This window comes from Actinomycetospora callitridis (assembly GCF_028737265.1).
Taxonomy (GTDB): domain Bacteria; phylum Actinomycetota; class Actinomycetes; order Mycobacteriales; family Pseudonocardiaceae; genus Actinomycetospora; species Actinomycetospora callitridis.
Window position 1 is genome coordinate 1,070,550 of sequence record NZ_JAQZAK010000002.1, and the last position, 13,420, is coordinate 1,083,969.

Annotated in this window: 15 protein-coding genes and 1 riboswitch; of the genes, 5 read left to right on the plus strand and 10 right to left on the minus strand. The window is 73.3% G+C overall.

The genetic code is table 11. The features are described 5' to 3' along the window. Positions 1-26: 26 nt before the first annotated feature. Entirely contained in the window at positions 27-2,390 is a 2,364-nt protein-coding gene (locus tag PH191_RS11115; protein WP_274194622.1) for a heavy metal translocating P-type ATPase, read from the minus strand. Positions 2,391-2,651: 261 nt separating this feature from the next. On the opposite strand from PH191_RS11115, the gene PH191_RS11120 reads away from it, so the two are divergent. Then, complete coding sequence (locus PH191_RS11120) at positions 2,652-2,861, plus strand: CsbD family protein (protein ID WP_274194623.1); 210 nt, start codon at positions 2,652-2,654, stop codon at positions 2,859-2,861. Positions 2,862-3,014: 153 nt separating this feature from the next. Next, on the plus strand, positions 3,015-3,278 hold the full coding sequence (locus PH191_RS11125) for a hypothetical protein (RefSeq protein WP_274194624.1): 264 nt from the start codon (positions 3,015-3,017) through the stop codon (positions 3,276-3,278). A 22-nt stretch (positions 3,279-3,300) separates the two neighbouring features. Here the strand turns inward: PH191_RS11125 and PH191_RS11130 are convergent, their stop codons facing one another. Both PH191_RS11130 and PH191_RS11135 read right to left on the minus strand, forming a co-directional pair. Continuing rightward, entirely contained in the window at positions 3,301-3,615 is a 315-nt protein-coding gene (locus tag PH191_RS11130) for a DMT family transporter (RefSeq protein ID WP_274194625.1), read from the minus strand. Positions 3,616-3,628: 13 nt separating this feature from the next. Beyond that, a riboswitch (guanidine-III (ykkC-III) riboswitch) is annotated at positions 3,629-3,702 on the minus strand. A 69-nt stretch (positions 3,703-3,771) separates the two neighbouring features. Beyond that, positions 3,772-4,011 carry a VOC family protein gene (locus tag PH191_RS11135; protein WP_274194626.1) on the minus strand — a complete coding sequence of 80 codons (240 nt, stop codon included), beginning with the start codon at positions 4,009-4,011 and terminating at the stop codon, positions 3,772-3,774. A 335-nt stretch (positions 4,012-4,346) separates the two neighbouring features. On the opposite strand from PH191_RS11135, the gene PH191_RS11140 reads away from it, so the two are divergent. Next, positions 4,347-4,988, plus strand: coding sequence for a thermonuclease family protein (locus PH191_RS11140; protein WP_274194627.1), 642 nt, complete (start codon positions 4,347-4,349; stop codon positions 4,986-4,988). A gap of 82 nt (positions 4,989-5,070) precedes the next feature. Continuing rightward, a complete protein-coding gene (locus tag PH191_RS11145; RefSeq protein ID WP_274194628.1) occupies positions 5,071-5,562 on the plus strand; it encodes a hypothetical protein in 492 nt (163 codons plus the stop codon). Here PH191_RS11145 and PH191_RS11150 read toward each other — a convergent pair. The 5 genes from PH191_RS11150 to PH191_RS11170 all read right to left on the minus strand — a co-directional run bounded on the left by PH191_RS11150 (position 5,559) and on the right by PH191_RS11170 (position 9,941). Further along, entirely contained in the window at positions 5,559-6,044 is a 486-nt protein-coding gene (locus PH191_RS11150; protein ID WP_274194629.1) for a GNAT family N-acetyltransferase, read from the minus strand. The genes PH191_RS11145 and PH191_RS11150 overlap by 4 nt on opposite strands. Then, positions 6,041-6,964: a DUF5996 family protein gene (locus PH191_RS11155; protein WP_274194630.1), complete on the minus strand. Its 924-nt coding sequence runs from the start codon at positions 6,962-6,964 to the stop codon at positions 6,041-6,043. Before PH191_RS11155 ends, PH191_RS11150 begins: the two co-directional genes overlap by 4 nt. A gap of 37 nt (positions 6,965-7,001) precedes the next feature. Beyond that, positions 7,002-8,222 (minus strand): NAD(P)/FAD-dependent oxidoreductase, encoded by a 1,221-nt coding sequence (locus tag PH191_RS11160; RefSeq protein WP_274194631.1) that lies wholly within the window; start codon positions 8,220-8,222, stop codon positions 7,002-7,004. Positions 8,223-8,241: 19 nt separating this feature from the next. Then, the gene (locus tag PH191_RS11165; protein ID WP_274194632.1) at positions 8,242-9,174 is read right to left on the minus strand and encodes an acyl-ACP desaturase; all 933 of its coding nucleotides are present in this window, start codon (positions 9,172-9,174) and stop codon (positions 8,242-8,244) included. Between the two features lie 86 nt (positions 9,175-9,260). Beyond that, positions 9,261-9,941: a TioE family transcriptional regulator gene (locus PH191_RS11170; RefSeq protein WP_420791779.1), complete on the minus strand. Its 681-nt coding sequence runs from the start codon at positions 9,939-9,941 to the stop codon at positions 9,261-9,263. Between the two features lie 97 nt (positions 9,942-10,038). On the opposite strand from PH191_RS11170, the gene PH191_RS11175 reads away from it, so the two are divergent. Then, positions 10,039-11,220, plus strand: a complete 1,182-nt coding sequence (locus PH191_RS11175) for an erythromycin esterase family protein (protein ID WP_274194634.1) — start codon at positions 10,039-10,041, stop codon at positions 11,218-11,220. A gap of 21 nt (positions 11,221-11,241) precedes the next feature. Here the strand turns inward: PH191_RS11175 and PH191_RS11180 are convergent, their stop codons facing one another. Both PH191_RS11180 and PH191_RS11185 read right to left on the minus strand, forming a co-directional pair. Beyond that, on the minus strand, positions 11,242-12,516 hold the full coding sequence (locus tag PH191_RS11180; protein ID WP_274194635.1) for a serine hydrolase domain-containing protein: 1,275 nt from the start codon (positions 12,514-12,516) through the stop codon (positions 11,242-11,244). Between the two features lie 145 nt (positions 12,517-12,661). Then, entirely contained in the window at positions 12,662-13,396 is a 735-nt protein-coding gene (locus PH191_RS11185; RefSeq protein ID WP_274194636.1) for a spermidine synthase family protein, read from the minus strand. Positions 13,397-13,420 lie beyond the last annotated feature (24 nt).

Genomic DNA, 13,420 nt, shown 5'->3' on the forward strand with positions numbered 1-13,420 from the left:
CCGATCTCCCGCGGACGGAAACGCCGTCAGGGTGTGAAGCGCCGCAGCCGCAGGCTGTTGCCGACGACGAAGACGCTCGACAGCGCCATCGTCACGCCGGCGATCATCGGGTTCAGCAGCCCGGCGACGGCCAGCGGGAGCGCCGCGACGTTGTAGGCGAAGGCCCAGAACAGGTTGCCGCGGATCGTGGAGAGCGTGCGGCGGGCCAGGCGCAGGGCGACGGGCACGGCACGCAGGTCGTCGCGGACGAGGGTGACGTCGCCGGCCTCGATGGCCATGGCGGTGCCGGTCCCCATCGCCACGCCGAGGTCGGCCTGCGCCAGGGCCGCGGCGTCGTTGACGCCGTCGCCGACCATCGCGACGGTCGCGCCGCCCTCCTGGAGACGACGGACCTCGTCGGCCTTCTCGGTCGGCAGGACCTCGGCGACGACGTCGGCCGCGTCGATGCCCACCTCCGCGGCGACCGCGCGGGCCGCGGCGGGGTTGTCGCCGGTGAGCAGCACCGGACGCAGGCCGCTCGCCCGCATCTGGGCGACGGCTTCCTTCGAGCCCTCGCGCACCCCGTCCGCGACCGCGAGCACCGCGCGGGCCCGCAGGACGCCGCTCTCGTCGTCCCAGGCGACCAGCACCGTCGTCGCGCCCCGGGCGGCGGCGTCGTCGAGCGCGCGCTGCAGGTCGGCCGGGACGTCCACACCGCGCTCGACGAACAGGCGGTGGCGGCCGGCGAGCACCCGCACGCCGTCGACGGTCCCGACGACGCCGAGCCCGTCGAGCGGCGCGACGTCGGTGACCTCGGCGGATATGGACGCGACCTCGTCCCGGGCCGCCGCCGCGATCGCCCGGGCGACGGGGTGCTCGAGGCGCGCCTCGAGGGCACCGGCGCGGGCGAGCACCTCGTCACGGCCGACGCCGTCCGTCGTGCGCAGCGTCTGCAGGGTCATCCGGCCCGTGGTGACGGTGCCGGTCTTGTCCAGCACGATCGTGTCGACCCGTCGCGTCGACTCGAGGACCTCGGGCCCCCGCAGCAGGATGCCGAGCTGGGCACCGCGGCCGGTGGCGACGGCGAGGGCGGTCGGGGTGGCGAGGCCGAGCGCGCAGGGGCAGGCCACGACGAGCACGGCCATGCCGGCCGCGACCGCGAAGCCCCAGCCGGCGCCCGAGACGCCCCAGAAGAGCAGGGTGTTGATCGCGACCAGGATCACGACCGGCACGAACCACGCGGAGATGCGGTCGGCGAGCCGCTGGATCGCGGTCTTGCCGGCCTGCGCCTCCTCGACACGACGCGCCATCCGGGCCCACTGCGTGTCCCCGGCGGCCCGGGTGGTCTCGACGACGAGGCGGGCGGTCTCGTTGCGGGTGCCGGCGAGGACCTCGGTGCCGGGCTCGACGTCGACGGGCGCGGACTCGCCGGTCATGGCGCCCGCGTCGACGGTCGACCGTCCCTCCACCACGCGACCGTCCAGCGGGAAGGGCTCGCCGGCGCCGACCGCGATGCGGTCACCGGGCTGCACGCCGGCGACCGGCACCGGCAGTTCGCGGTCACCGACGACCACCCGGGCCTCGGTGGCGGGCGGCGCCATGAGCGACGACGACACCCCAAGCGCACGGCGTCGTCCGCGGAGCTCGATCCAGCGCCCGAGCAGCGCCGCGGTGGTGATGGCGGCCGCGGCCTCGAGGTAGACCGTCCGCGAGCCGTCGAACTGGTCGGGCCGCGGGATGAGGTAGAGGGCGTGGCGCATTCCGCCGAGTCCCGCGCCACCGAAGAAGAGGGTCCACAGCGACCAGCCGAACGCGGCGAGCGTGCCCACCGAGACGAGCGTGTCCATCGTCGCCGAGAGGTGGCGCAGGTGTCGGGCCGCGGCCTTGTGGAAGCGGTACCCGCCCCAGATCACGACGGGCGCGGTGAGCACCAGGCAGAACCACTGCCAGTACCGGAACTGCCAGTCGGGGTTCATCGCGACCGCCATCACCGGCAGCGTCAGCGCGAGGCAGACGAGGGCACGGTGGCGCAGCTCGGAGAGCTCGGGGTCCGGCGCCTCCTCGGCCTTCGTCGCCGTCGTGGGCGACGACGTGGGGCGCGGCGCGCTCTCGGGAGCGGTCCGCGGCGCGGGGACACCACCGCCGGCGGGTACCAGCGGCTGCGCCGCCGTCGCGCCGAAGCCGAGGGTCCGGACGGCCGCGACGAGCTCGTCGGTGTCCTGCTCCGGGGGGTGGGTGACGCGGGCGCGGCCCGTGGCGTAGTTGACGCTGGCCTCGACGCCCGGCAGCCGTCCGAGCTTGCGCTGGATGCGTGCGGCGCACGTCCCGCAGGTCATGCCGGTGACGGCGAGCTCGGTCGTCACCGTCTCCGCGCTCGCCGCTGCCGTGCTGTCCGCGACATCGGTCGCCACGCCGCCACCTCCTGCTCGTCGCCGGGGATCGACGGCGCGACGTTAGGGGGCGGTCACGTCGCGGCCGCCGGAGCTGAGAGCGCCTGAGGACCCGTCCGCCGACCGCTGGTCGGGAAGGGACGAGCGGTCGTTCCGGACGCCCGTCCGGTCGTCGACGTACACCCGATCGGTGCAGCCGTCTCAGCCGCTCCGTGTGTGCGGCGACGTGATGATCGGGTAGGCCCGGCGACGACCGTGCACCGTTCATCCAGGAGGCACCGCATGGCCGAGGACACGTCCGCCGAGGACCTCAAGGGCCGCGCCAAGGAAGCCGTCGGCGCCGTCACGGGCCAGGACGACTGGGCCCGCGAGGGCAAGGAGCAGCAGAAGAAGGCCGACGCCGAGGACACCGCCCGGGAGAAGGAGGCGGAGGCGCAGAAGGCCCGCGCAGAGGCCGAGAAGAAGGACGCGGACCAGAAGAAGCACCAGTAGTTCCCCGCACACGCCGCGCGGCCCCGGACCGGTCACCGGTCGGTCCGGGGGCGTCGTGTGCCCCGCCCCCGACCCGCGCCGGACGCGCTGCGTAACGAACTTCGCCTTCCGATCGATCACCAGCCGTCACGCGGGATCGATGAGAGGGCAGCGATGATGGTGCTCGTGGTGCTGGGGGTCGTGGCGATGGGCCTCGCCCTCGCCTGGGAGCTGCGCTTCGTCGCGCTCTGGCTCCTCGTGCGGGCCGTCGACGCGGTCGAGGGCGCCGACGGCGCGGGCCGCCGGCAGTACCGCGACTTCCGCCGCGTCGTCACCGAGCAGGGTCTCGCCGGCGTCGACCTCGCCTGGCTGGCGAGCAACGACGACGACCGTTCCGACGTCGCCGACCGCGCGGACTGGCAGCTGCGCAGCGCCTGACCGTGCGCCGGTGGACCGCCCGTCAGTGGACCAGCTTCAGCCCGACCACACCCCCGACGATCGCCACCAGGAAGACGATCTTCAGCGCGGAGATCGACTCATCGCCCGTGGCCATGGCGTAGGCGACGGTGAGCACCGCGCCGATCCCGACCCACACCGCGTACGACGTGCCCACCGGCAGGCTGCGCATCGCGTAGGCCAGGCCGACCATGCTGAGCAGGATCGCCACGCCGAACGTGATCGACGGTCCGAGCCGGGAGAAGCCCTCCGACCTGCCCAGCGCCGTGGCCCACACGGCCTCGAGCACACCGGAGACGACGAGAACGATCCATGCCACGACGAGCCTCGCTACGGTCGCCGTCTTGTCGCGGTCTGGGTACGGCGCCCCTCGTCCAGGTCGCTCCCGATGATCGGGGAGCGCCACCCGAGGATCGCAACGGGTGCGTGAGCTCGGCAAGGTGGACGACGGTGCGTTGCGTCTCCACGGCCCGGCTCAGACGACCCGCGCCATCCAGAGGTGACCGTCGGGGTCGGTGAACGTGCTCTGGTACCCCCACCCCGGGTCGCCCGGCTCGACCTTCACGGTGGTGCCGGCCGACCGCACGCGCTCGGTGACGACGTCGACCTCGGCGGGCGTCGCCACGCCGAGGGCGAGGAGGCACTCGCTCACGCCGTCCGGCGCCACCTCGTGGTCCGCGCTGACGAAGCCGAAGCCGTCGCGGGGGATCAGCATGAGCGTCACGTCGGGGCCGAGGGCGAACTGGAGCGGCTAGGGCAGGCCGTCGTCCGCGATCTCGCTGCCGACGGTCTCGAGGTCGAGCACCCGGCGGTAGAAGTCGTGGGCGACCCGGCGGTCCTGCACCGGCAGCGCGACGGTGAACGGCATTTGCGCAGCCTCCCACCGATCTCCCCGATCCCACGAGCGGGTGGCGGCGTAACAATTCCGGCCCTTCGGACGAGAACACCGTCGACGGACCCGGCCGGGAACGCCTGCGACAACGCGGAAGCGGCCGCCGCAGTTCCGTCCCATCCACGCTCGTGCGGTTCTTCAGTCGGGGGGACATTCCGGTGTCGAAGAAGGGCTGGGCCATCGGCGTCGTCGCGTTCCTCGCGATCGTCGGCTCGTGCAGCGACAAGGAGACGACGACGACGACGCCGGCCCCGGTCGCGGCGCCTGCCAGCTCGTCCCCGTACGTCGCACCCGTGGCGGCGCCCACCACGTCGGCCGCGCCCGCCGGGGTCGCCGTCACCCGGGTGATCGACGGGGACACCTTCGAGATCGCCGGCGGGCAGCGGGTGCGCGTGCTCGGGATCGACTCCTGCGAGATCGGCACCTACGGCGGCACCCAGGCGAAGCAGTCCGCCGAGATCGCCCTCGACGGCGAATCCGTGGTCCTCGAGCAGGAGCCCGGCGTCGACCGCGACCGCTCCGGCCGCCTGCTGCGCTACGTCTCGACCGGCTACGGCAGCGACTTCGGCGAGACCATGGTCGTCCAGACCCACACCGGCGCCGCCCGGGGCGACAGCGACGCCTCCGACGCGCGGCTCGCCGACCTGCGCGAGCGGGACCACGGCGGTCGCGACTGCTCGGAGCCCGAATCCGCGCCCTCCACCACCGAGTACGACGTCGACGTGGATGTCGACGACGACGGCAACCTCCCCGACGGGGCCCTGACCGGCGGCTACTGCGCCCGCAAGTGGTGGTGCTGACCCGAGCGAGGCTGGGTCACGCCGACGAGTGATGGCTCGCACGCGGGCTAACGAGCAGGACCGGTCGGAGCGATGCCCGGGCATGACGCAGTCGGGGCGCCACGCTCGGGACCACAGCTCGATCAACGCCGTGCGGCTGGCACTCGCCAGCACGGTGCTCGGGATCCTCACCGCGGCGGTGGTGGTGCTGACGTCCGCCACGCCGACCGTCGCGCTCGTGGCGTCCCCGGTGGCGCCCGCCGCCGCGGTCACGCCCGTGGCACCGGAAGCGGTCGTCCCGGCGGAGCCGGTCACCACGGCTCCGACCTCTTCGAAAGCCGCCCCCGCGACCACCAGGTCGCGGACGTCGGACGAGGACGAGACGCCGGCCACCTCGTCCCGCTCCGGTGCCCGGAGCTCGGGCGCGGGGTGTGGTCAGCGCGCGGTCTCGGCGGGCGAGTTCAACCCGTCGTGCTCGGAGTACCAGGGCTACCTCGACCCCGGCCGCGCCGGCGGCCGCGCCCCGAGCTCCGGCGACCTCCAGACCGAGTGGGGATGCGAGCAGGGCTACATCCCTGCCGACGAGTGCGACTAGGTCCGCTCGACGGTCCTGAAGTACCGGACGATCGGGAACGGCGTGAACCCCGCGCTCTCGTAGAGCCGACGGGCCGGCGCGTGTCCCGGGTCGCCCGCGGTCTCCACCATCGCCGTCGCGAACCCCTGCTCGCCGATCCACTCGAGAGCGACCTCGGTCAGCCGCCGCCCGATCCCTCGCCCCTGGTACCGCGGGTCGACCGCCGCCATGTGGATTTCCCCGATCGGCTCGTCCTCACGGCGACCGACCGCGACGAAGCCGGCCACGTCGTCGTCGACCTCGGCGACCCGGACGTGCAGGGTGGCGCAGGCGCTCTCGACCGCCTCCTGCTGGCCGGCGCGCCAGTCCGGGTGCTGGGCCTCGAAGACCCCGGAGCCCGCGAGCTGCTGCTCGACCGAGGCGAACACCGGCGCCCACGCCTCGAGCGAGAGCTCGACGAGGCGCGGCAGGTCGGCCGCGGCGTAGCCCCGGACCGTCGTCACGACCGGGCGCGCGAGGCGGGGTCGGCCTCGAGGGCGCCGCGGTCCCACTGCGCGTTGTCGGCGGCGGCCTCGTAGGTGCTCTGCAGGAACTCGAGCAGGTACCGGTCCGGGTCGGCCGCCCGGCGCACCGCCTCGTAGGGCAGCAGGAACTGCTGGGCCGCGTCGACCCAGGCCGCCTCGGCCGGGGCGACGGGGTGCTCGCGGAACCCGGGCGGCTCCGGGTACGCGTAGGCGTAGAACGCCCCCTCCTCGCCGTAGCCCGGCCAGAAGCCGGCGCTGCTGAGCTCGTGCGAGTAGCCCTCGACCATGACCCAGTCCGCGCAGTTCGGGGCGCCGCCGGGGTGCGGCGGTGCGGTGCGGCCCGAGAACCGCGTGCACGCCATGTCCAGCCCGCCCCAGAAGAAGTGGACCGGGCTGACCTTGCCGATGAAGCGCGACCGGAACTCGGTGAGCACCCGCTGCGCGTTGACCAGCTGGCCCCAGAACGCCCGCGCGTGCGCCGGCTCGTAGGTGGTGTGCTCGTCGTCCTTCTCGAACGGGATCGCCCGCACCACCTCCGTGGGCGTGGTGCGGATCGTGACGTCCACGCCCAGCTCGCCCAGCGCGGCCATCGTCTCGGCGTAGAAGTCGGCGACGGGCCTGCTCGTCAGCGGCACGGAGCGCTGCCCACCGGTGCTCGCCCGCAGGTCCAGCCGGTGCTCGACGAAGTCGAACTCCATGTCGAACGCGCCGTGGGCGTAGGGCATCGACGACGTCGTCAGGCCGCGCGCCGAGACGTACAGCGGGACCTGCCACCAGTGGTTGATCATCGGCTCCGAGGCCATGCGGATCTTCCCGACGATCTGGGTCCACATGTGCAGCGTGTCGCGGGTGTCCGCCCAGTCGGCGACCCGGAGGGCCGGCCACAGCTCCGTACTCATTCCTCCATTCATAGCCGGACGAGCACCCCGCCGTCGATCACAGGTCGGACAGCGGGACCCCGGGGTCGGCGAGCCGGGCGGTGTCGAGCGTCGTGCCGGCACGGATGAGCCGCTCGATGTCGTCGGTGACGTCCCAGATGTTGACGTTCATGCCCGCGAGCAGCCGACCGTCGCGGAGCCAGAACGCGATGAACTCGCGGCCGGCGAGGTCGCCGCGGACGACCACCTCGACGTCCTCGTCGCCCGCGTCGACGTGGCCCGTGTACTCCATGCCGAGGTCGTACTGGTCGGTGAAGAAGTAGGGCAGCCGGTCCCAGCCCGCGGCGTTCTCGTCGATCATCGCCGCCGCGGCGACCGGCCCGCTGTTCTGGGCGGTCGCCCAGTGCTCGACACGGATCTGCCGACCGAGGGCCGGGTGGTGGATGCTCGCGATGTCCCCGGCCGCGTAGATGTGGGGATCGCTGCTGCGCAGGTGCTCGTCCACCCGGACGCCGTCGTCCACCTGCAGACCCGCGCCCTCGGCGAGCCCGGTGTTCGGGGCCGCGCCGATGCCGACGACGACCGCGTCCGCCTCGACGAGCGAGCCGTCGCCCAGGCGGACGCCCACGACGGCGCCGTCCTTGCCCACGATCTCGGTGACCTGCACGCCGGTGCGCAGATCGACGCCGTGCTCGCGGTGCAGGCCGGCGAATACCTCGGCGATCTCCGGGCCCAGCACGCCCAGCAGGGGCGCGTCGGCGGCCTCGAGCACCGCCACCTCCACGCCGGCGATCCGCGCCGCCGCGGTCACCTCGAGGCCGATCCAGCCCCCGCCGATCACGGCGATCCGCCCCGCCCGCTGCAGCAGGATCTTGAGGCGGTCGCTGTCGTCGAGGTAGCGGAGGTAGTGCACGTCCTCCAGCTCGGCGCCCGGCACCCGCAGGTGCCGTGGCGACGACCCGGTGGCGAGCAGCAGGGCGTCGTAGCCCACGCGGCCGCCGTCGTCGAGGACGACCTCGGAGGCGTCGCGGTCGATCCCGGTGACGGTCGCGCCGAGGCGCAGGTCGACGTCGTGCTCCCGGTACCAGTCGGCCGGGTGCACGAAGACCTCGTCGCGCTCCGACGATCCCTGGAGGTACTCCTTCGAGAGTGGGGGGCGCTCGTAGGGCCGGTGCTGCTCGGCGCCGAGCAGCACCACCCGCCCCTCGTACCCGCCGTCTCGGAGGGCCTCCGCCGCCCGGGCACCGGCCAGGCCGGCTCCGACGATCACGTACGTCATGCGTGGCTCCTCCTGTTCGTCAGCCCGACTTGGCGGCGAGGCGCTCCCGCGTCCTCGCCCGCTGCTCCTCGAACCGGGTGGCCTGGGCGTCGATCCGGGTGAGGAACGCGGAGAGCTCCGTCCGGGCCTTCTCGCCCTCGGCGTCGAGACCCTCGAGCTCGAACACCTTCCAGTGGCGCAGCAGCGGCCAGACCACCTCGTCGTGGTGCACGCGCAGGTCGTAGATGCCGGCCTGGGCGATCTGCACGGCCTTGCGGGTGAAGCCCGGGATGATCGCGCCCGGCATCGCGAAGTGGACGACCTCGTCGGTGATCGCGCGCATCGTGGCGTTCGGCGCGAAGTCGAGGGCCGCCTTCGTGAGGTTCCGGTAGAAGACCATGTGCAGGTTCTCGTCGGTGGACACCCGCGTGAGCAGCTTCTCCGCGATCGGGTCCCCGGCGAACTTGCCGGTGTTGCGGTGCGAGACGCGCGTCGCGAGCTCCTGGAAGGAGACGTACGCGAGCACGTTGAGGATCGGCTTCTCCTCCGAGTCGTAGCCCGTCTGCATCACCTGCATCCGGGCCTGCTCGAGCTCGTCGGGATCGACGCCGCGGGTCACGAGGAGGTAGTCGCGGATGCAGAAGGCGTGGCGACCCTCCTCCGCGGTCCACCGGTGCACCCAGGTCCCCCAGGCGCCGTCCCGTCCGAACGCCCGCTCGATCTCGCGGTGGTAGCTGGGCAGGTTGTCCTCGGTCAGGAGGTTGACCTCGAGCGCCGTCCGCGCGATCGGCGAGAGGGCCGACTGCTCGGGATTCCAGGCCTCTCCCCCGAGGTCGGCGAAGTCACGGCCGAGGCTCCAGGGCACGTACTCGTGCGGCATCCAGTCCTTCGCCATCCCGAGGTGCCGGTCGAGGTTCTCGGTGACGGCGGGCTCCAGATCGAGGAGCAGGCGCGTGCTGTCCGTGGTGGTCATGGTGTCCACTCTCAGCCGCGGTGTCGGCCATGGGGGTGCGTGCGCACGGCACCCGCAGACTACCGGGCCGGGCGACCCCCAGATGATCATCGACGCTCGCGCTCGCGGAGGTAGGCCTCCAGCTCGGCGGCCCCGCTCAACATCGCCCGGCCCCGGGCGGCGAGCCGTGCGTGCCAGTCGCCCAGGGCGGCCTCCAGCGGCTCGAGCCCGCCGGCCGCCCGGACCTGCGCGATCAGCGGAGCGATCTGCTCCAGCAGGTAGCCGCCCCGGCGGAGCTGGTGGGCCATCCGGACGTCCCGGACGTCGGCGTCGTCGTAGACGCGGTAGCCGGTCCGCGGATCACGGCGCGGGACGACGAGCCCGGCCCGCTCCCACGCGCGGAGTGTGGCGGGCCGCAGCCCGATCTTGTGCGCCAGCGGTCCGATGAACGTGCCGCCGGGCTCGGGCGTCGCGTCGGGTGCCAGGTCGCGCAGGGCCCGTTCCACGGCCCGGAGGGTCCGGCGGTCGTCGAGGAGCTGGGCGTGGCCCTCGTCGACCAGGCGGAATGCCTCCTCGGTCGCCCCCTCGTTGACCGCCCGCATGATCGACGTCGCCGCCTGGTGGCCGTGGCCGGGAACGAGGGCGAGGAACGCGCGCAGGGCTGCCGCGTGCACCGGGGTGTAGACCCGGTAGCCGTGCGCCGTGCGAGCGGCGGGCGGGAGGCTGCCGGCGTCCTCGTAGTTCCGGACGGCCTGCGTGGACAGGCCGTGCCGGCGCGCCAGGTCCACCGGCCGGAGCTTGCCGCCGCTTTGAGGCTTTCGGTCCACTGTCCTGCCGATGTCGCGTCGAAGTTTCCATGGACCGTTCAACGATAGCGTCGAGGAGGTGACTGCTGACATCACCGACACCGCCCGACCCGTCGACGCCCGGGCCGTCATGGGGCTGCTCCCCGGTCGGCCGCGGGTGCTCGCCCTGGGCGAGCCGACCCATGGCGAGGACGCACTCCTCGACCTGCGCAACGCGCTGTTCCGGCAGCTCGTCGAGCAGGAGGGCTACCGGACCATCGCGATCGAGAGCGACTGCCTGAAGGGCCTGCTCGTCGACGACCACGTCACCTCGGGGGCGGGCGACCTCGACGACGTCATGGAGCACGGGTTCAGCCACGGCTTCGGCGCGTCCGCGGCGAACCGGGAGCTCGTCCGCTGGATGCGGGCCCACAACGACGGTCGGCCCGCCTCCGACCAGCTCCGTTTCGCGGGGGTCGACGGGCCACTGGAGATCAGCGGGGCGGCGAGCCCCCGGCAGGCCCTCACCGCGGTCCGCGGCTACCTCGCCGAGCACGGGGACGAGGGCCTGCTCCCGTGTCCTCCGGCGACGCTCGACGACCTGCTCGGCGTCGACGACCGGTGGACGAATCCCGCCGTGATGTGGGAGCCGGCCGAGTCCGTCGGACGGTCCACCGACGCCCGGGAGCTGCGGCTCATCGCCGACGATCTCGTGTCGCTGCTCGACGAGCAGACGCCGCACCTGCTCGCGGCGACCTCCCGGGACGAGTGGGAGCGGGCCCGCCTGCACGCCCGCACCGCCGTCGGACTGCTGCGCTACCACCACTCGATGGCCGACACCTCGGCCAGCCGGATGCCGCGGCTGCTCGGCGTGCGGGACCAGATGATGGCCGACAACGTCCTCGCCGCCGCCGAGCGGGGCCCGACGCTGGTCTTCGCCCACAACGCTCACCTGCAGCGGGAGAAGAGCTCGATGCGGATGGGCGACCTGTCCGTCGCGTGGTGGAGCGCCGGCGCGCTCGTCAGCGCCCGCCTCGGCGCGGACTACGCCTTCCTGGCCACGGCGCTCGGCACGATCCGGCACCAGGGCGTCGACGACCCGCCGCCGGACACCCTCGAGGGGCTCCTGTCCGCGCTGCCGGAGAGCCGCGTCCTCGTCGACCCCCGACAGCTCCCGGGCGGCGCCGTGCCCCGCGTCTCGCCCTGGTTCGGCTACGCCCCGCTGGACCCGGCGCACCTGCGCTCGATCGACGGCGTCGTGTTCGTCCGGGACGTCGCCTGACGGCGGTCAGCTCGCCGAGCATCACCCCGCCGGCAGCTCGTAGACCTGGCCGGCCACCCTCGTCAGCAGCACGTTCGCCGTCTGCCGGCCGTCGAGATCCACGGTCAGGTTGCTCCAGATCACGATCGTCACCCGGTTGACCGGGTCGTAGCCGGCGAAGCCGTTGTAGCCCGGCATCTCGCCGAAGTGGAAGTAGAGCGGGACGTTCGGCGCGAGGATCTGCCGCTCGATGCCCAGCCCGTACTGCGTCGCACCCGGCCGCGACGGGTCGGAGGGCTGCGGGCTCTCCAGCCACTGCCGTTGCAGGTCGGCGCCGAACACGCGGCCGCCGACCAGCGCCTGCATCCAGGTCGCGAGGTCGTCGGCGGTCGAGATGGCTCCGCCGGCCGCCGTGGCGTAGGACGAGTTCTGGTGGGTGTAGTCGACGGGCGCCAGGGTGCCCGCCCGAGCCGCGGCCACCATCTCGGGCGGGTAGGGCGTCTCCACGAGGGCGTACTCGACGCCGCCGTACAGGTAGCCACGGGAGAAGGGTTCGGGGAGCGAGGTGTCCGTGCTCGCCGGGAGGCTGGTCCCCGCCAGACCCTGCGGGCCGTACAGGCGGTCCTGGAACGCCTGCTTCAGCGGCCTGCCGTCGACCCTCTCGACGATGAGGCCGAGGAGGGCGTAGTTGGTGTTGCTGTAGTCGTAGTCGGCGCCGGGCGGGAACAACGGGGGGTGCCGGAAGGCGATGTCCAGCACCTCCTGCGGCGTCCAGATCTTCGCCGGGTCGGCGTTCAGGGTGTCGGCGAAGCCGGGGTCGTTCGTGTAGCCGTACAGGCCGCTGCGCATCGTCAGCAGCTGGGCGACCGTGATGTTCTCGCCGTTCGGCACCCCCGGGACGTACAGGGACACGGGATCGGTGAGCCGCAGCTTCCCCTCCTGTGCGAGCAGCAGCGTCACCGCGGAGGTCATCGTCTTGGTGATCGAGGCGATGCGGACGTGGGTGCCGCCCGTGGGCGCCACCTGCGCACCCCGCTGCGTCGTCCCGACGGCGGCCGTGAACGCGCCCTGGGGGGTGCGGACCTCCACCACGGCGCCGGGGATCATCAGCTCTGCGGCGGTCGCCTCGACCATGGAGGTGAGGGCGGCGGGATCGATCGTCTTCACCACGCCCGACCCGGCCGGCGGCGTCGCCGCGGCGGCCGCGGTGGGTGCCGCCGATCCGGTCGCCGAGCAGCCGGCGAGCACCAGGAGCAGGCAGGCCGCCAGCCCGAGGAGACGGCCTCGCGGGGGCAGGGGCCGAGCGTCTGCGCGCATGTCCGGCTCCCCGCCCTGGGCACCGACGTCCTTGTCGGATTCCACGAGGTTGGCGCAAGGTCCGGCATGGTCACCAGCCGCTGACCGGCCGAGCCACCGCACGTAGGGGAGTCGCGACGCAGAGACAGTGTCGCGAGCCCGCCCGTCAGGGCCGAGCGGCGGCGTCGGTGGCGGTCGCCACGTAGACGGTGTGGGCCGCCTCGCGGTCCTGCAGCGGGTTGGGGAAGCGGACGACGTGCGCCTCGGCGCTCGCGAAGGCGTCGGCCAGCAGCGCGGTGAACTCGTCGTCGGGCGGGTCGTTGGACCAGAGTGCGAACACCCCACCGGGCCGCAGCCGAGCGGCCACGCGGGCCATCCCGTCCGGGCCGTAGAACTCGGTGTGCGCGGGATCGAGGACGTGCCTCGGCGAGTGGTCGATGTCCACCACGATCGCGTGGAAGAGCCGGTCGGGAGCGGACGCGTCGAACCCCGACGGCGAGCGGAGCATCCCGAAGAAGTCGCCGTGCACCAGCGTGCACCGCTCGTCGGAGATCAACGACGCGGCGGCGGGCACCAGGTCCCGCCGGTGCCACTCGATCACCTCGGCGAGGGCGTCGACCACGACCAGGCGGCCCACCCTCGGGTCCGCGAGCACCGTCTGCGCCGTGTAGCCCAGCCCGAGTCCACCCACCACCACGTCGAGGTCGGTCCCCGACACCTCCGCCAGGGCGAGACGAGCCATCTCCACCTCGGCGGCCGTGAACATGCTCGACATCAGGAAGTCGTCGCCGAGCTTGACCTCGAAGATGTCGACGTCCGACGCGGGTAGCCGCCGCCGACGCAGCACGAGCTCACCCATCGACGTCGTCCGCCAGTCGAGCTCCTCGAAGCGAGCGCTCATCGACACCCACCCCGACTCGGTCCG

Coding starts and splice junctions, on each gene's coding strand:
- PH191_RS11180 (WP_274194635.1), bottom strand. CDS start 12,516: ATGCGCGCAGACGCTCGGCCCCTGCCCCCGCGAGGCCGTCTCCTCGGG.
- PH191_RS11185 (WP_274194636.1), bottom strand. CDS start 13,396: ATGAGCGCTCGCTTCGAGGAGCTCGACTGGCGGACGACGTCGATGGGT.
- PH191_RS11145 (WP_274194628.1), top strand. CDS start 5,071: ATGACGCAGTCGGGGCGCCACGCTCGGGACCACAGCTCGATCAACGCC.
- PH191_RS11125 (WP_274194624.1), top strand. CDS start 3,015: ATGATGGTGCTCGTGGTGCTGGGGGTCGTGGCGATGGGCCTCGCCCTC.
- PH191_RS11160 (WP_274194631.1), bottom strand. CDS start 8,222: ATGACGTACGTGATCGTCGGAGCCGGCCTGGCCGGTGCCCGGGCGGCG.
- PH191_RS11135 (WP_274194626.1), bottom strand. CDS start 4,011: ATGCTGATCCCCCGCGACGGCTTCGGCTTCGTCAGCGCGGACCACGAG.
- PH191_RS11120 (WP_274194623.1), top strand. CDS start 2,652: ATGGCCGAGGACACGTCCGCCGAGGACCTCAAGGGCCGCGCCAAGGAA.
- PH191_RS11155 (WP_274194630.1), bottom strand. CDS start 6,964: ATGAGTACGGAGCTGTGGCCGGCCCTCCGGGTCGCCGACTGGGCGGAC.
- PH191_RS11165 (WP_274194632.1), bottom strand. CDS start 9,174: ATGACCACCACGGACAGCACGCGCCTGCTCCTCGATCTGGAGCCCGCC.